The following is a 17,129-nucleotide window of genomic DNA, read 5'->3' as shown; positions in this document are numbered from 1 at the left end:
TTCCACCGGCACGCGTATGTTAAAATGAGCTGAGACACCGGAGATGGAGGGAGAAGGGTTTGGACCGATTGCTGACCTATCGTCCGGAGCGGCAGGGACGCTATCTCTTTTGGGCGATGACCGCCTTCGCGCTGGCGCTGATCGGCTTCGGGCTGCTGTGGGACACGCCCGCGGGCGTCGTTTCGGGCATCTGGAAGATCATCCGCACCCAGGCGGGGCTGATCACCGACTCGATCAGCGTCGGCGGCATGGGGGCCGCGTTTGTCAACGCGGGCCTGGTGACGCTGCTGTCGATCGGCATCCTGCGCGCCGTCCGGATGAACTTTTCGGGCATCAGCGTGGCGAGCCTCTTTTTAATGGCCGGGTTCTCCCTCTTCGGCAAGGACGTCTGGAACATCTTCCCGATCATTTTCGGCGGATGGCTCTATTCCCGCTATAAGCGGGAGCATTTCGGCCGCTACGTCTACATCTCCCTCTTCGGCACGGCGCTCGCGCCCGTGGTCTCGGAGATCGTCACCGTCGGCCGCGAACGGGACAAGCTGCTCTGGTACCTGCTCGGGGTCGGCATCGGCGTGGCCGTCGGCTTTCTGCTGCCCGCCGTCGCCTCCTTCACACTGCGGGTGCACCAGGGCTACAACCTCTATAACGTCGGCTTTACGGCGGGGCTGATCGGCATGGTGCTCGCCTCCTTTTTCAAATCCTTCGGGCACACCTTCGAGGCGCGCCTCGCGTGGAGCACCGGAAACAACCTGCCGCTCGCCGCCTTCCTGTTCGGTCTGTTCGCCCTGATGGTGCTGGCGGGCTTCTGGTGGAACGGGCGCAGCTTCCGGAACGTCGCGCGCATCACCCGTCATTCGGGCCGCCTCGTGGCCGACTTCGTCCAGCTCGACGGCCTGCCCGTGACGCTCATAAACATGGGAATCATCGGCGCGGCCGCCACCGTCTACGTGCTGGTGGTGGGCGGCGACCTCAACGGGCCGACCATCGGCGGCGTCTTTACGATCTGCGGGTTCGGCGCGTTCGGCAAGCATCTCAAGAACATCATCCCCGTCGTGCTCGGCGTGGTGATCAGCTCCTTTTTCATGGTGTGGTCGCTGAGCGAGCCCAACGTTTTGCTGGCGGCCCTCTTTGCGACGGGGCTCGCCCCCATCGCGGGGCAGTTCGGCTGGAAATGGGGGATCGCCGCGGGCGTGATCCACGCCTCGGTGGTGCTCAACACCGGCTTCCTGCACGGGGGCCTCAATCTCTACAACAACGGTTTTTCGGCGGGGCTCGTGTGCATTGTGCTGGTGCCGCTCATCGAGGCGCTGCGCCGGGACCGGGAATAACGGGAGGAATCGTTACGGAAGCTACAGCCAGAAAGATGACGAAAGTGATCGACGAGCTGATCGTGTTCTTTTTCAGCGTCGGCTCGGACGGGGTGCAGATGGATTTGCGCAAGCTGGAGGACGGTTACGAGCTCTCGCTCAAAAGCCGGTACGACCCGGCGGAGAGCAAGAAGGTGAACGACCTCGACCGGTTCCTCAACCAGGCGGAGAAAAACGAGGGGCTCGAGGAGTTCTTCTGGCAGCTCGCGGGAGTGAGCGGGCTGGGGCAGGACAGCGAGCTGCACCTGATCGGGCAGATGGTCGACTGCCGCAGGCTGGAGATCGGCGCCGACACGGTGGAGCTCACGCTTTTTAAGCGCAGGGAATGACCTGAATTTCCCTTTCAAACCCGCATGAACAGGGGCCTTTGGAGCGTTTGTTTCAAAAGTGCATAAAAGCGGTTTCGGGCGAGGGGGGAGATTTAGACAAACTCATAAAAATCGTGAAAAGTTTGTTAAAAATATAGCAATTTCAAAACCCTTGTAGTATACTGATAATCGAAGGGCCGGTCCGGCCCGAAACCTGAGAATTTCAAGAAAAATCGGAGGCGTCAACATGTCAAAGGAAATCGTATTGGCCGGTGCCTGCCGCACCGCAATCGGCAAAATGGGCGGTTCCCTCACGGGTGTCCCCGCCGCGCAGCTCGGTGCTATCGTGATTAAGGAAGCCCTCAACCGCGCGGGCGTGAAACCCGAGCAGGTTGACGAAGTCTTTATGGGCTGCGTGCTCCAGGCCGCGCAGGGCCAGAACGTCGCGCGCCAGGCCGCCCTCAAGGCCGGCCTTCCCATCGAGGTCCCCGCGCAGACGCTGAACATCGTCTGCGGCTCCGGCCTCAAGTGCGTCAACCTCGCGGCCGCGATGATCGCTTCGGGCGAGGCGGACATCATCGTCGCCGGCGGCATGGAGAACATGTCCGCGACCCCCTTCGCGCTCGACAAGGCGCGCTATGGCTACCGCATGAACGACGGCAAGCTGATCGACTGCATGATCAAGGATTCCCTCTGGGACGCTTTCAATAACTATCATATGGGCATCACCGCGGAGAACGTCGCCGAGAAATACGGCGTCACCCGCGAGATGCAGGACGAGTTCGCCGCGTCCAGCCAGCAGAAATGCGAGGCCGCCCGCAAGGCCGGCAGGTTCAAGGACGAGATCGTCCCGGTCCCCATCAAGGTCAAGAAGGAGACCGTCCTCTTCGATACCGACGAGTTCCCCCGCGACGGCGTGACCGCCGAGGGCATCGCCAAGCTGCGCCCGGCCTTTAAGGAGGGCGGCACGGTGACCGCCGCGAACGCCTCGGGTATCAACGACGGCGCCGCCGCGATCGTCGTCATGAGCGCCGACAAGGCCAAGGAGCTCGGCATCAAACCGATGGCCAAATGGGTCGCCGGCGCGACCGCGGGCGTCGATCCCTCCATCATGGGCATCGGACCCGCCTTCTCCACCAAGAAGCTGTTTGACAAGACCGGCCTCACGATCGACCAGATGGACCTCATCGAGGCGAACGAGGCGTTTGCCGCGCAGTCGCTGGCCGTGGGCATCGAGCTCGGCTGGGACGCCTCCAAGGTCAACGTCAACGGCGGCGCGCTCGCGCTGGGCCACCCGGTGGGCGCCTCCGGCTGCCGCATCCTCGTCACCCTGCTGCACGAGATGAAGAAGCGCGGCTCCAAGCTGGGACTCGCGACCCTCTGCATCGGCGGCGGCATGGGCTGCTCGACGGTTGTCGAAAATATCCAGTAACAGGGAAAATCAGTTTCAGGCATCCGGGTCTCCGGGTGCCTGAAAGCTGTACAAAAGCGAAAATACACACAGGAACGGAGGCAAAAACTTGAGTTACGTCACCTACGAACAGAGGGGCTTCGTCGGCGTAATCACCATCGACAAGCCCAAGGCGCTCAACGCGCTGAACAGCGAGGTGCTCGGCGATCTCGAGAAGGTCGTCGACGCGATCGACGTGGACGCGACCCGCTGCGTCATCATCACCGGCGCGGGGGAGAAGGCGTTCGTCGCGGGCGCGGACATCGCCGAGATGTCCGGGCTCACCAAGGCCGAGGGCAAGGCGTTCGGCAAGAAGGGCAACGACATCTTCCGCAAGATTGAGACGCTGCCCGTGCCGGTCATCGCGGCGGTCAACGGCTTCGCGCTCGGCGGCGGCTGCGAGCTGGCCATGAGCTGCGACATCCGCATCGCTTCGGAAAACGCGGTGTTCGCGCAGCCGGAGGTTTCGCTCGGCATCACCGCCGGCTTCGGCGGCACCCAGCGGCTGGCCCGCACGATCGGCGTGGGCAAGGCCAAGGAGCTCCTCTACACCACGAGCAAGGTGAAGGCCCCCGAGGCGCTCGCGCTCGGGCTCGTCAACGCCGTCGTCCCGCTGGAAAGCCTGATGGACGAGGCGATGAAGCTGGCCGAGAAGATCGCCCGCAACGCGCCGATCGCGGTGCGCGCCACCAAGAAGGCGATCAACGACGGCCTGCAGGTCTCGATCGACGAGGGCGTCGCGATCGAGGAGGAACTGTTTGGCAGCTGCTTCGAGACGCAGGACCAGCAGAACGCGATGAAGGCGTTTGTGGCGAAGGAGAAGCCCGCCCCGTTCGAGAACAGGTAATGTGATCCTGATATTTACATATGGAGGTAACTGAAATGAAAGTTGGCGTTATCGGCGCGGGAACGATGGGTTCCGGCATCGCGCAGGCATTCGCGGTCACTGACGGCTACGAGGTCGTGCTCTGCGACATCACCGAGGAATTTGCCGCGGGCGGCAAGAAGAAGATCGAGAAATCCCTCACCAAGCTCGTCTCCAAGGGCAAGATGGAGCAGGAGAAGGCGGACGCGATCCTGGCGAAGATCACCACCGGGCTCAACGACAAGGTGGCCGACTGCGACCTGGTCGTCGAGGCGGCGCTCGAGAAGATGGACCTCAAGAAGGAGCTCTTCGCGAAGCTGCAGACGATCTGCAGGAAGGACGCGATCTTCGCGTCCAACACCTCCTCCCTCTCGCTGACCGAGATGTCCCAGGGGCTTGACCGCGCGATCGTGGGCATGCACTTCTTCAACCCCGCGCCCGTCATGAAGCTGGTCGAGGTCACCGCTGGCCTGCACACCGCGCCCGAGACGGTCGAAAAGATCGTCGCCATCTCCAAGGAGATTGGCAAGACCCCGGTTGAAGTCAAGGAGGCCCCCGGCTTCGTCGTCAACCGCATCCTCATCCCGATGATCAACGAGGCGATCGGCATCTACGCCGAGGGCGTCGCGTCGGTCGAGGGCATCGACTCCGCCATGCAGCTCGGCGCGAACCACCCGATGGGCCCGCTCGCGCTCGGCGACCTGATCGGCCTGGACGTCTGCCTCGCGATCATGGAAGTGCTCTACAACGAGTTCGGCGATCCGAAATACCGCCCGCATCCGCTGCTCCGCAAGATGGTCCGCGGCGGCACGCTCGGCCGCAAGACCGGCAAGGGCTTCTACGACTACTCCAGGTAAATCCGCTCCCGCTCCGCAGGCCGCGCGGCGCATCCGATGTGCCGCGCGGCTTGGCGCGGGCAGCTTTCGCAGGAAATATAAACATATTAGGGAGGAACTTGCATGGACTTTGTACTCAGCAAAGAGCAGGAGATGGCAAGACAGCTTTTCCGTGACTTCGCGGAAAAGGAAGTGAAGCCCCTTGCTCAGGAAGTGGATGAGGAAGAGCGCTTCCCGGCCGAGACGGTCGCGAAGATGCAGAAATTCGGTTTTATGGGCATCCCGTTCCCGAAGGAGTTGGGCGGTCAGGGCTGCGACACGCTGACCTACGCGATGTGCGTCGAGGAGCTGTCGAAGGTCTGCGCCACGACGGGCGTCATCGTGTCGGCGCACACCTCGCTCGGCTGCGACCCGATCAAAAAGTACGGCACCCCCGAGCAGATCGAAAAATACCTCGTCCCGATGGCGCAGGGCAAAAAGCTCGGCGCGTTCGGCCTCACCGAGCCGGGCGCCGGCACCGACGCCTCCGGCCAGCAGACCAAGGCGGTGCTCGACGGCGACCACTATGTGCTCAACGGCTCCAAGATCTTCATCACCAACGCCGGCCAGGCGGACGTATACGTCATCTTCGCGATGACCGATAAATCCAAGGGCAACCGCGGCATTTCGGCGTTCATCGTCGAAAAGGAGTTCCCCGGCTTCTCGATCGGCAAGAAGGAGCTCAAGATGGGTATCCGCGGCTCCTCCACCTGCGAACTGATCTTTGAAAACTGCATCGTCCCGAAGGAGAACCTCCTCGGACAGGAGGGCAAGGGCTTCGGCATCGCGATGGGCACCCTTGACGGCGGCCGCATCGGCATCGCCGCGCAGGCGCTGGGCATCGCGCAGGGCGCGTTTGATGAGACGGTCAAATACGTCAAGGAGCGCAAACAGTTCGGCCGCCCGATCTCGGCGTTCCAGAACACCCAGTTCCAGCTTGCGGACATGAAGGCCAAGATCGAGGCCGCCCGCCTGCTCGTCTACAGCGCCGCGGTGGCCAAGGACACCAAAAAGCGCTTCTCGGTCGACGCCGCGATGGCAAAGCTGTTCGCCGCCGAGACCGCGATGGAAGTCACCACCAAGTGCGTGCAGCTCTTCGGCGGTTACGGCTATACGAGGGATTACCCCGTGGAGCGCATGATGCGCGACGCGAAGATCACGGAGATCTACGAGGGCACCAGCGAGGTCCAGCGTATGGTCATTTCCGGATCGTTCTTGAAGTAGAAGGGAGTTGCAGGAATTGAAAGTAGTCGTTTGCATTAAGCAGGTCCCGGATACCAACGAGGTCAAGCTCGATCCGGTGACCGGAACGCTGATCCGTGAAGGCGTCCCCAGCATCATCAACCCGGACGACAAGGCGGGCCTCGAGGCCGCGCTGCGTCTCAAGGACCAGTACGGCGCGCATGTCACCGTCATTTCGATGGGCCCGCCGCAGGCCGACCTGGCGCTGCGCGAGGCGCTGGCGATGGGCGCGGACGAGGCGATCCTCGTCACCGACCGCGCGTTCGGCGGCGCGGACACCTGGGCGACCTCGTCGACCATCGCGTCCGCCATCGAGAACCTCGAGTACGACCTCATCATCACCGGCCGCCAGGCGATCGACGGCGACACCGCCCAGGTCGGCCCGCAGATCGCGGAGCATCTGGGCCTGGCCAACATCAGCTATGCCGAGGACCTCAAGGTCGAGGACGGCTATGTGATCGTCAAGCGGCAGTACGAGGACCGCTACCACATCCTCAAGGCGAAAATGCCCTGCCTGATCACCGCACTCAGCGAGCTGAACGAGCCCCGTTACATGACCCCGGGCGGCATCTTCGACGCCTACCGTGAGAAAGAGGTCAAGGTGTGGACCCGTCCCGACCTCAAGGTCGACGACGGCAACATCGGCCTCAAGGGTTCCCCGACGCGGGTCTTCAAGTCGTTCACCAAGGCCGTCAAGGGCAAGGGCACCGTCGTGACCCTCGACCCGCAGGAGTCGGCCAACTGGCTGGTCGACAGGCTCAAAGAAAAATTCATTCTGTGAGGAAAGTGGTGAACGAAATGGCTGTTTCTGATTATAAAGGCGTATTTATCTTCGCACAGCAGGTCGACAACAAGATCACCGGTGTTTCCTATGAGCTGATCGGCAAGGGCAAGCAGCTCGCCGCCGACCTCGGCGACGAGGTGACCGCGGTCCTGCTGGGCCATCAGGTGACCGACCTTGCCAAAAAGCTCGCGCGCTACGGCGCCGACCGCGTGATTGTCGTGGACGATCCCGCGCTTGAGACCTATATGACCGAGCCGTACGTCGAGGCGATGTACGAGGTCATCCAGGCGAAAAAGCCCGCCGTCGTCCTCTACGGCGCGACCGCGATCGGCCGCGACATGGCCCCGCGCGTCTCCGCGCGCGTGCACACCGGCCTGACCGCCGACTGCACCGGGCTGGAGATCGACCCCGAGACCAAGAACCTCATGATGACCCGTCCGGCGTTCGGCGGCAACATCATGGCGACGATCCTCTGCCCCGACCACCGTCCGCAGATGGCGACGGTCCGCCCGGGCGTGATGCAGCGCATCTCCCCGATCGACGGCGCCGAGTGCCCGGTCGAGAAGTTCGAGGTCCCGAACCTCGACTCCCGCAAGAACGTCGAGATCCTCGAGGTGATCAAGAAGGTCAGCGAGAAGATGGACATCCAGGACGCGAAGGTGCTCGTTTCGGGCGGCCGCGGCATGGGCTGCCCCGACAACTTCAAGCTGCTTGAGGAACTCGCCGACGAGCTCGGCGGCACCATCTCCTCCTCCCGCGCCTGCGTCGACGCCGGCTGGGTCGAGAAGGACCGCCAGGTCGGCCAGACGGGCAAGACCGTCCGCCCGAACCTGTACATCGCCTGCGGCATCTCCGGCGCCATCCAGCATCTCGCCGGCATGGAGGAGAGCGACATCATCATCGCCATCAACAAGGACCCCTCCGCCCCGATCTTCGAGGTCGCGGATTACGGCGTGGTCGGCGACGTCTGCAAGATCGTGCCCCTCTTCACCGAGGAGATTCGCCGCGTGCGCACCCAGAAGGCGAACGCCTGATTTTTCCCGCGAATCAAAGGGAGCCCCTTCCGTTCGGAAGGGGCTCCCTTTTTTGCGCGGCGGCGGAAAACCGCGCGGCCGCGGCCGCGCACGCGCGAATGCCCGGTTCGGGCGTTTTTTTTTCGCCGGGCGGTTTTCCTCTGCGTGGAAGGGTCATCAGGTCGCTGAAACGGAGCTATAGATCGAGTATTTAAACCGATCCGTGACGACAAGGTCCTTGCTGACATAGATGGGCTTCTTTTTCTTATTGAAGTAGCGCCCGTCGAGAAGAAGCAGAGGTTCCCCGACGGGGATCTGCAGGTGGGACGCCTCCTCTTGATTGGACATGCACACCTCAAGCACGGACGTCCAGGCGTGGATCGCGGCGCCGTTTTTTCGCAGGATTTCGTGGAGGGACCCCTTCAGGTCCTCATAAAAGAGGAAGCTGCTTTTGACGGGAAAATAGTTGGTTTCTATCATAACGGGAACGTTATCGGCGTACCGGATCCGCTTCATGACAATCCCTTTGGAATTGTTTGGAAGCTCCAGGGATGCCGCCACACGCGCAGGCAGGTCGACGATCTTAAGCCCCAGCACTTTCGTGGACGGTTCGATTCCGCTGCTGCGGCATATTTCCGTAAAGCTGGAGAGGCCTTCCTTCATATTTCGCTGCATCGGCATCATGGAGGCGACAAACGTCCCCTTGCCCTGCTGCTTTACGACGATGTTGTCCGAGGATAACAGCTCCAGGGCCTTTCGCACCGTGATCCGGCTGACACCGTAGGTATCGCTCAGCTCCTTTTCGGAGGGCAGACGCTGCCCCGGGTTCAAGCTGTGCTCGTGGATGTAAAGCATAAGCTGCTCGGCCACCTGTTGATAGAGCGGCGTTCCATCGTTGATATCCACCTGATTCAAAAAGATCCCTCCGCGTATTTTTTTCGGCTTATCTGATCACTATTCATACAAGTTAGCACAAAAAGGAAAAATTATCAAGACGCCAAATTCTTTTAAACTTTTGAAAAAAAACTATTGCAATTACCCAACAAACTTATTATAATACGTTATAGATGTTACAATACATCTTACACAAAAAGCACCCCTTTTGTCAACGCGATTACAGAGATGGAAGGATGAAAGAACATGGAAAAAATGGTCCGAATGCTGCTGGAGAAAAGAAAAATCGACAAGGTCTTTTTTGTTGCGTGCGGCGGTTCGCTGGCGGCTTTTTATCCGGCAAAATATTTTCTGGAGAGGGAGAGCAAGGCGCTTGTACGCATTGGATGGCACCCCGCCAATGAGTTTGTCCACGATACCCCCAAAGCTCTGGACCAAAACAGCCTGGTGATCTTGTGCTCCCATCAGGGCACGACTCCGGAAACCGTGGAGGCGGGCCGCCTGGCCAGGGAAGCCGGAGCCGCCACGGTGGTTTTTACATATGCTCCGGGATCGGCCATCACAACGCTGGGGGACCATGTGGTGGTCTATAGCTGGGGGGAGCGGCAGGTCTACTCGCGGAAAAAGGAGAGCCTCTGTCTGCGCCTGGTGATGGAATTTTTACACCAGTCTGAGGGGTGGAGCCATTACCAAGAAAGCATGGCCGCATTTGATCTCTATGACGAGATCGTGGCGAAAGCCAAAGAGGGCTGCCTGGCGGATGCGCAGCGGTTCGCGCAGTCGAACAGGGATGAAAGGATGATCTACACCGTTGGCTGCGGCGCGAGTTGGGGCGCGGCCTATATGGAAAGCATCTGCATCCTGATGGAGATGCAATGGATTCATTCCGCCTGCATCCATTCCGGCGAATTTTTCCACGGCCCGTTGGAGATCACGGACCAGCATACGCCGTTCCTGCTCTTTCTCAGCGACGGACCTTGCAGGGAGCTGGATGAGCGCGTGCTGAGATTCCTGGAACAATACGGACGCAAAATCTACACGATCGACGCGAGGCGGATGGGATTGGACGCGATCGACCCGGCGGCCGTGGAATATTTCTGCCCCCTGCTGCAATCCGCGGTGGTGGACGTCTATAACCAGGCGCTTGCCGAGGTGAGGGAGCATCCCCTGAGCATGCGCCGGTATATGTGGAAGGTCGCATATTGAGCCGCTGCTTGTAATTTCATCTGAGCGGCGCCCGAGAACTGGGGGAGTGTGCCATGCTAAACGTGATCGGTGTCGGCGACAACGTTGTGGACATCTATCTGCACAAAAACATTATGTATCCCGGCGGAAACGCCTTGAATTTTTGCGCCTACGCGAAAAAACTGGGGCATAACGCGGCATACATCGGCGTGTTCGGCGACGACCGGGCGGCTCGCCATGTGATGGATACAGCCAGGCTGCTGGGGATCGATCTTTCACGCGCCCGGCGCGTCCACGGCGAAAACGGGTATGCGAAGGTGGACCTCGTGGATGGGGACCGCACCTTCATAGAAAGCAACAAAGGAGGTGTCGCAAAAACCCACCCGTTAATGCTGGGGGCGTCCGATCTCGAGTTTATCCGCCGATTCGACCTGGTGCACACAAGCTGCTTCAGCTACATGGACGGCGAGCTTGAAAAGCTCTATCGGACGGGGGTCCCGGTCAGCTACGATTTTTCCGCCGACTTGAGCGACGACCGTCTGCGAAGCGTCTGCCCCTACCTGTTTTTAGGCGTGGGCTCCTGCAGTCATCTGGACGACCAGCAGGTTTCTGATCTGGCGCGCAGGATGCACCGCATGGGAAGCCGGATGGCCTTACTGAGCATGGGACGGCGCGGCGCGGTCCTCTTTGACGGGGAAACGCTCTACCGGCAGGCGTCGGGAAAGGAGAAGGCCGCCGACTCCATGGGAGCGGGCGATTCGTTCCTAACCAGCTTTGCGACCTCCTATCTCTCCCTGACGCGGGAACATGCGGCGCCGGACGCCGCCATTCGGAAAAGCCTGGAATCCGCGGCGGCCTTTGCTACGGAAACCTGCATGATAGACGGCGCGTTCGGATATGGCGCGACCTATGCGGATGAACTGTAAACAGGTTCGTAACAAAACGCGGTGAAAATGATTAAGGAGGTAAAAAATGAAAAAGCTACTATCTTTGCTACTGGCGCTGACGATGGTGAGCATGCTGCTCGCGGCCTGCGCGGGCGGCGCGAATCCACCGCCTGCGGAGCAGGCGAGCGCCTCCGCCCAACCGGTCGGTGGCACGCGGCAGGCTGGGGATGGCGGCGACGGGGAGATTGTACTGTCCCTGTATCATCGGTATGCAACCGAAAATCAGACAGCATTCATGTCCAAGATCATCGCGCTTTTTGAGGAACAGAATCCCGGCGTCAAGGTGGAGGTTTCCACGAGCGGCCGCGACGAGTACCGCGACAAGCTGAAGGTCGTGCTGGGGTCCAACAACATTCCCGATGTGTTCTTCAGCTACGCCTATGAAAACGCCAATGAAATCATCCGCGAGGGCAAGTGCCTGGATATCACGGGTTATTATGAGGCGGACGACGAGTGGAAGGGTTACTACATCGACGGGGTCCTCGACGGATATACCTATGAGGACGCCCTCTATGGCGCGCCGTATCGGGTTTCCATCTCCGTCATCCTTTATAACAAGGAGATCTACAGCGATCTCGGACTCTCCGTTCCCTCCACCATGGACGAGCTGCTGTCGAATTGCAAGGCGATACAGGCGGCCGGAATTCAGCCGTTTACCTTTGCGAACTCCGAGCAGTGGCCCGCGCCTCAGTGGATCGGGGCGTTCAACCAGAAGCTGGTTGCTCCGGAGGTGATGGCCGCCGATTATTCCCTGAAGGGAGACTTCAGCGATCCCGGCTATCTGAAAGCCTTCGACGTTTGGAGCCAACTGCTTGCCTATGCCAGTCCCGACGCGAATTCAAAAACCTACTCGATTTCCGAAGAGGAATTCGCCAGCGGTTCCGTGGCGATGATGTGGGGAGAATCCGTCTCAGTGGGCGACATCAATCTCCTGAACCCCGATTGCAGCTTCGGCTGCTTTGCCGTTCCCGCGATCGTGGGCGGCGCGGGGGACAACACCGGCATCCAGGGCGGCCCGGAGGGGTTCGTTGTGTCGTCCGGCACCGCGCATCCCGAGGAAGCCGCAAAATTGGTGAAGTTCCTGTCCAGCCCCGAGGTGGGCAAGCTGATGATGGCGGACCTGCAATGGTTTAATGGCTGCGCGGACGTGGTGAACGCCTCCGCGGAGGGGTTGACCCCGATCGAGGAGGCCTATACCTTCCTCAACAATTCCACCGGGCTACTGCCCTTCATGGACACGGCGATGAATTCCAGCGTCGCGAGCGTCTACATCGCGAGCATGCAGTCCTATGTTGACGGCGGAATCACGGCCGAGGGCGTGATGGAAGCGGTGCGCACGGAAGCGGAATTCTGTGCCGCGGAATAACACAGAGGCATAACGGCAAATGGGTAAGGTGGCGATGTGAAACCATCGCCGCCTTACCCGAAATGTGGAGGCTGAACATGAAAAAGGCACGGTATGAGCCGTACTTCTATATTGCTCCTGCTTTTTTCCTTGTTGCTGTGTTATTGTATTATCCCATTGTTATGAATTTCCTATACAGCTTTCATAGCTTCAAGGCTTATTCCAGCGATATGACGTTTGTAGGGCTGAAAAATTACCTGACGCTGCTTACGGATTCGCGCTTCCTTACGGCGATTTCCAACAACCTCATTTTTCTCGTGCTCAATTTGATTTTTCAGGTCGGCGTCGCCTTACTGCTCGCGATCCTTGTGGAGAACGTCGCCCAAAACAGATTTGGGAAGCTCTGCAGAACGATTTATTACATTCCGTCGCTCTTTTCCATTACGGCGATCGCGATTATGTGGCAGTTCATCTTTGAGCCCAGCGTTGGACTGGTGAACAACTTGTTCCGCGCAGTCGGATGGGATTCCCTTGTGTCGATCAAAGGACTCTTGGGACAGGAATCGACGGCGATTTATACGGTGGCGGCAATGCCGCAATGGCAGTTTACCGGATATTTTATGATGCTGCTGGTCGTGGCGATACAGAAAATCCCCGATGAATACTATGAGGCGGCCGAAATAGACGGAGCGTCGAAATTTCGCCAGGCGCTGATGATTACGATCCCGATGGTCAAGGAGATGCTGCTGGTCACCGTTGTGATGACCGTGATCTCCACCTTCAAATCCTTTGCCGAGGTGTACCAATTGACGATGGGCGGGCCCGGTTATTCGACCCTGGTGGTGGGGATGTATTCGTACCAGAGCGCCTTCAAATTTGACCGGATGGGGTATTCATCCGCCATGGGCGTCGTGATTTTTATCATCACCTTCGCGTTTTCTGTGATTCAGCTCAAGGTGTCAAGATCCGGAGAAGAATTGTAGGAGGGCTCAGATGCACAAGAAAAAAATATGCTGGAGGCGCCTGCCGATACAGCTTTTCCTCCTGCTGCTGAACGTGATTGTCCTATATCCGATCTTTTGGATTCTGATCAATTCCTTTAAATCAACCTCTGAATTTTTGCAAAATTCCTTTAATCTCCCGTCGGTCCTGCATTTTGAAAACTATTTGAAGGCGTGGAGCAGCGGACTGAACAGATACTTCCTGAACAGCGTCTTTATTTCGGTGGTTTCCATTTTTTTCACGACCCTTTTGTCGTCGCTCGCCGCATACGGACTGACCAGGTTCCGGTTCAAATTCCGCGGCGCCCTCTTTACCTTTATCCTGTGCGGCCTGTCGCTTTCCATTGAATCCTCCTTCGTGCCGCTCTTTAAGCTGTTTCAATCCATCCACCTGTATAATACGCAGTTCGGCGTCATTCTCCTATATATCGCCTTTCGCATCCCGTTGACGGTTTTTTTGATGCGGTCCTACTTCATCTCCTTCCCAAAGGACATCGAGGAGGCCGCGCGGATGGATGGGTGCAGCTCCTTTGCGATCTATTGGCGGATGATCCTGCCCATTGGAAAACCAATCCTCGCGTCCAGCGCGCTGATGAATCTGATCTTTACCTGGAATGAGTTCCTGACGGCGCTGATCTTCCTGGAAGACCAGGATTTAATGACGATCCCCGTCGGACTGAACGCGCTGAAGGGAGAGATGCTGCAGGAATGGAATATTCAGCTTGCCGCCGTCGTAATCGCGTCCATCCCGCTGATCATCATGTTCCTGTGTATGCAGAAGCAGTTTGTCAAAGGCCTTACGGCCGGAAGCGTAAAAGGATAGGAGGACCGACATGTTCGAGCTGAAACGATCACAGATCGCCGGGATGAATTTGAGTTACCGGTACTTTTCCTTCGATTATTTTCTCGACTCGATGGAGCGGATCGGATTTCAAAGTGTGGAGATTTGGGGCGCAAGCCCACATTTTTACGTCCCGGATTTGACCCCGTCCGACATCCGGGCGGCCGCGAAAAAGATTAAGGACCACGGCCTGCGGATCGTCTGCTTCACGCCGGAACAGTGCTGCTATCCGGAAAACATTGCGGAAAAGGATTCTGTGGCGCGCAAACGCAGCGTCGCGTTCTATGAAAAGACGATCGAAGCGTGCGCGGAACTGGGCTCCCCGCAAATCCTGATGACCTCCGGCTGGGGCTATTTCGACGAGCCGCCCGAGGAGGCGTGGAAGCGGTCGGCGGACGGCCTCGCGCAGCTCTCCCGGGCCGCCGAACGGGTTGGCGTCACCATCGTTCTTGAGCCTCTGCGGGCTGAGGAGACGAATCTGGTGACGACGCTGCCCCAACTGAAAAGGATGCTTGACGAGGTCGGATCGCCGGCGCTGAAAGCGATGATCGACACCAGTCCCATGTATCTTTCCGGGGAGACGATCACCGACTACTTCCGGACGCTGGGCGGTGATCTGCGCCACATCCACTTTGTCGACGGCGACCCGGCCGGCCATCTGGCGTGGGGGACCGGGATTTTCCCGCTGGAAAGGTACATCGCGGAGCTCAAATCGTATGAGTACCAAAACGCTCTTACGCTGGAGCTTACCGCGGCCAAATACTTTTCCGACCCCAATGCCTCCATGGCGGCGGCGTTCCAATATCTGCAAGGCTATTTTACAGAGTAAATGATGAAAAGAGGAGAACGATGAAAGCACTGATCGTAGAGCGGCCCGGCAAGCTGGCCGTCAGAGAGATCCCGGAGCCGCCGATGGGAGAATATGAGGTCCGGTGCAGAATGCTGTACGGGGCGACCTGCACGGGGACCGACCTGCATGTCATTGACGGCACGTTCGCGGAACATGTGGACTATCCGTCGGTCATCGGCCATGAAAGCATCGGAGAGGTGATCGAGGCCGGCGCCAAGGTGCGGAACTTTAAGCTCGGAGATTTGATTACCCGCGTCGGGACCCGGGCGCAGGCCGACGGTTCGGTCAAGCTGAGCTGGGGAGGCATGTGCGAATACGGGCTGGCGGTCGACCATCGGGCGGCGCGGCTGGACGGCGTGGACCCCGCGAAATGGCGCTATTTCTGTATCAACGAGGTGCTCCCGAGGGGGATTATTCCGCTGGAATACGCCCCCATGGTCATCACATGGCGGGAAACCCTCTCCTACATCAAGCGAATCGGCGTGAAGCCGGGCGACAAGGTCGTCGTCTCGGGTTCCGGCGCGAACGGTATTTCACTGGCGGCGATGGCGGCCGTCTGCGGCGCGGCCGATGTGACCATGGTAGGCAGCCTCAGCCGAAAGGACAACGCCATGCGCGCGGGCGTGACCCGGTTCCTCGACTATAAGGACGCGGACGCGGTGTCCGCGTTTGCCGCGGAACACAAGGGCACTTTCCGGTTCCTGCTGGACGTAACCGGAAAGTCCGGCAGTCTGAACAGGCTGCTTCCCGTGATTCGCGACGGCGCGACGGTCGGCGTCTATGGGATGGACGATTTCCACACCTATGCGCTGAACCCGCTGCTGGGTCCGTCCTTCCGAATCTATAACGGCGGTTACTACGAGCCCGAAACGCATGAGGAGGTCGTGGACCTCATCCGCGCGGGCAGGCTTGACGCCTCCGCGTGGATCGACACGAGCACCGTCTTTACCTGGGACAACGCGCCGCTGGCTTACGAGCACGTCCGCGCGAAAAAGGCCATCAAGGCGGTCATCAAGCTGAGCGGAGATTGAACCCGCCCGTTCCGCGCGAAGGTCCGGCGCTTGCCGATGGAACCGATAAATAGACTGATTGAAAGGAATGGTCGTTACATGGAAAAGGTCATTTTGGGCAGAACAGGATTGGAAGTCACAAAGCTGGCGCTTGGAGGGCTCTTCCTTTCCGAGCTGGGCGGCGCCTTTGAAGATTCCAAACACGCGACCTTGAAGGCTCTGGAACTGGGGATCAACTACATCGATACGGCGCCTGCCTACTATGACAGCGAAAAAGTGCTGGGCAAAATTCTTCAGGAGTGGGAAGGCCCGCTGGTGATTTCCACCAAGCTGGGCGGGAGGCCGCAGCCGTTTGATCCGCAGTCCAAAAAGGCGCTGATTCAGTCCGTGGAAATGAGCCTTGAATACCTGCACCGGGATTCGATCGATATTTTGATGATTCACGAACCGGACCGGGTCAGGGAGTACAATTGGTGGACCGACGAGTTAAATTATGAGGGGCCGGTGCTGGAAGCGATCGATGAGATGAAAAAAGCCGGAATGATCAAGTTCAGCGGCCTCGGCGGGACCACGGCGCATGAGCTTGCCCGCGTGTGTGACAGCGGAAAGTTCGATGTCGTGTTGACCGCGTATAACTACAGCCTGCTCTGGAGGGAAGCGCAGTACGAGATTTTCCAGGCGGCGAAGCGGCACCATATGGGCGTGGTCTGTGGTTCGCCGCTCCAGCAGGGCGCTTTGGCCGTCCGTTACGACGACGCGATCAACCACGGCGCGCCGTGGATCAGCGAACCCCGGCGCGAACAGTTTCGGGCGCTCTACCGCCTTTTGGACGAGACGGGCATGGGGATTGTGGAGATGGCGATTCGGTTCGTGATCTCCAATCCCAGCGTGGACTGCGTCCTCACCGGTTCCAGTAATGAGGCCCAGTTTATGGAAAACTATCTTGCGGTGGAGAAGGGACCTTTGCCCGCGGATATCCTTCAGGAATTGGACAAAATCTATGCGATGGTGCCCTTCCGTCCGTCACTGGAGTACTTTACGCTGCCGTTTGACAATAACTGCAAGGGGCAGCAGAAGTTCTACTAAACGTTGTTGCCCGTCAGGGGCGGGGGTCCGTGAATTTCCCGGGATGTCTTGCGCGCGGCGGGGAAA

17 protein-coding genes are annotated in these 17,129 nt (G+C 59.3%); 16 read left to right on the top strand and 1 reads right to left on the bottom strand.

Annotated elements, in window-relative coordinates; all coding sequences use genetic code 11:
- Window positions 1-59: 59 nt before the first annotated feature.
- The 8 genes from C1A13_RS09900 (at window position 60) to C1A13_RS09865 (ending at window position 7,925) form a co-directional block, all read left to right on the top strand.
- Window positions 60-1,328 carry a DUF1576 domain-containing protein gene (locus tag C1A13_RS09900; RefSeq protein WP_242970850.1) on the top strand — a complete coding sequence of 423 codons (1,269 nt, stop codon included), beginning with the start codon at window positions 60-62 and terminating at the stop codon, window positions 1,326-1,328.
- A 35-nt stretch (window positions 1,329-1,363) separates the two neighbouring features.
- Window positions 1,364-1,696 carry a hypothetical protein gene (locus tag C1A13_RS09895; protein ID WP_101551566.1) on the top strand — a complete coding sequence of 111 codons (333 nt, stop codon included), beginning with the start codon at window positions 1,364-1,366 and terminating at the stop codon, window positions 1,694-1,696.
- 226 nt (window positions 1,697-1,922) lie between these two features.
- Window positions 1,923-3,107, top strand: a complete 1,185-nt coding sequence (locus C1A13_RS09890) for an acetyl-CoA C-acetyltransferase (RefSeq protein WP_101551565.1) — start codon at window positions 1,923-1,925, stop codon at window positions 3,105-3,107.
- Window positions 3,108-3,195: 88 nt separating this feature from the next.
- On the top strand, window positions 3,196-3,972 hold the full coding sequence (locus tag C1A13_RS09885; RefSeq protein ID WP_101551563.1) for an enoyl-CoA hydratase-related protein: 777 nt from the start codon (window positions 3,196-3,198) through the stop codon (window positions 3,970-3,972).
- Window positions 3,973-4,007: 35 nt separating this feature from the next.
- The gene (locus tag C1A13_RS09880) at window positions 4,008-4,847 is read left to right on the top strand and encodes a 3-hydroxybutyryl-CoA dehydrogenase (RefSeq protein WP_101551561.1); all 840 of its coding nucleotides are present in this window, start codon (window positions 4,008-4,010) and stop codon (window positions 4,845-4,847) included.
- 102 nt (window positions 4,848-4,949) lie between these two features.
- Window positions 4,950-6,089, top strand: coding sequence for an acyl-CoA dehydrogenase (locus tag C1A13_RS09875; protein ID WP_101551559.1), 1,140 nt, complete (start codon window positions 4,950-4,952; stop codon window positions 6,087-6,089).
- Between the two features lie 16 nt (window positions 6,090-6,105).
- A complete protein-coding gene (locus tag C1A13_RS09870) occupies window positions 6,106-6,888 on the top strand; it encodes an electron transfer flavoprotein subunit beta/FixA family protein (protein WP_101551557.1) in 783 nt (260 codons plus the stop codon).
- Window positions 6,889-6,905: 17 nt separating this feature from the next.
- On the top strand, window positions 6,906-7,925 hold the full coding sequence (locus C1A13_RS09865) for an electron transfer flavoprotein subunit alpha/FixB family protein (RefSeq protein ID WP_101551555.1): 1,020 nt from the start codon (window positions 6,906-6,908) through the stop codon (window positions 7,923-7,925).
- Between the two features lie 156 nt (window positions 7,926-8,081).
- Here the strand turns inward: C1A13_RS09865 and C1A13_RS09860 are convergent, their stop codons facing one another.
- A complete protein-coding gene (locus tag C1A13_RS09860) occupies window positions 8,082-8,810 on the bottom strand; it encodes a GntR family transcriptional regulator (protein ID WP_242970897.1) in 729 nt (242 codons plus the stop codon).
- Between the two features lie 234 nt (window positions 8,811-9,044).
- Between C1A13_RS09860 and C1A13_RS09855 the strand changes: the two genes are divergently transcribed.
- The 8 genes from C1A13_RS09855 (at window position 9,045) to C1A13_RS09820 (ending at window position 17,063) form a co-directional block, all read left to right on the top strand.
- The gene (locus tag C1A13_RS09855) at window positions 9,045-10,004 is read left to right on the top strand and encodes an SIS domain-containing protein (protein ID WP_101551551.1); all 960 of its coding nucleotides are present in this window, start codon (window positions 9,045-9,047) and stop codon (window positions 10,002-10,004) included.
- 53 nt (window positions 10,005-10,057) lie between these two features.
- Window positions 10,058-10,909 carry a PfkB family carbohydrate kinase gene (locus C1A13_RS09850; RefSeq protein ID WP_101551548.1) on the top strand — a complete coding sequence of 284 codons (852 nt, stop codon included), beginning with the start codon at window positions 10,058-10,060 and terminating at the stop codon, window positions 10,907-10,909.
- A gap of 46 nt (window positions 10,910-10,955) precedes the next feature.
- Window positions 10,956-12,296, top strand: a complete 1,341-nt coding sequence (locus C1A13_RS09845; protein ID WP_101551547.1) for an ABC transporter substrate-binding protein — start codon at window positions 10,956-10,958, stop codon at window positions 12,294-12,296.
- A 77-nt stretch (window positions 12,297-12,373) separates the two neighbouring features.
- On the top strand, window positions 12,374-13,258 hold the full coding sequence (locus C1A13_RS09840) for a carbohydrate ABC transporter permease (RefSeq protein WP_172439243.1): 885 nt from the start codon (window positions 12,374-12,376) through the stop codon (window positions 13,256-13,258).
- Window positions 13,259-13,268: 10 nt separating this feature from the next.
- On the top strand, window positions 13,269-14,099 hold the full coding sequence (locus C1A13_RS09835) for a carbohydrate ABC transporter permease (RefSeq protein WP_101551543.1): 831 nt from the start codon (window positions 13,269-13,271) through the stop codon (window positions 14,097-14,099).
- 10 nt (window positions 14,100-14,109) lie between these two features.
- Window positions 14,110-14,946 (top strand): sugar phosphate isomerase/epimerase family protein, encoded by an 837-nt coding sequence (locus C1A13_RS09830; protein WP_101551541.1) that lies wholly within the window; start codon window positions 14,110-14,112, stop codon window positions 14,944-14,946.
- A 20-nt stretch (window positions 14,947-14,966) separates the two neighbouring features.
- The gene (locus C1A13_RS09825) at window positions 14,967-15,998 is read left to right on the top strand and encodes an alcohol dehydrogenase catalytic domain-containing protein (protein ID WP_101551539.1); all 1,032 of its coding nucleotides are present in this window, start codon (window positions 14,967-14,969) and stop codon (window positions 15,996-15,998) included.
- 78 nt (window positions 15,999-16,076) lie between these two features.
- Entirely contained in the window at window positions 16,077-17,063 is a 987-nt protein-coding gene (locus tag C1A13_RS09820) for an aldo/keto reductase (RefSeq protein ID WP_172439242.1), read from the top strand.
- Window positions 17,064-17,129: the final 66 nt, after the last annotated feature.

It is taken from the genome of Anaerotruncus massiliensis (ex Togo et al. 2026) (assembly GCF_900199635.1).
GTDB classification, from domain to species: Bacteria; Bacillota; Clostridia; order Oscillospirales; family Ruminococcaceae; genus Anaerotruncus; species Anaerotruncus massiliensis.
The sequence above is the reverse complement of the archived record's forward strand: the minus strand, read 5'-3'. Positions and strand labels throughout refer to the sequence as shown.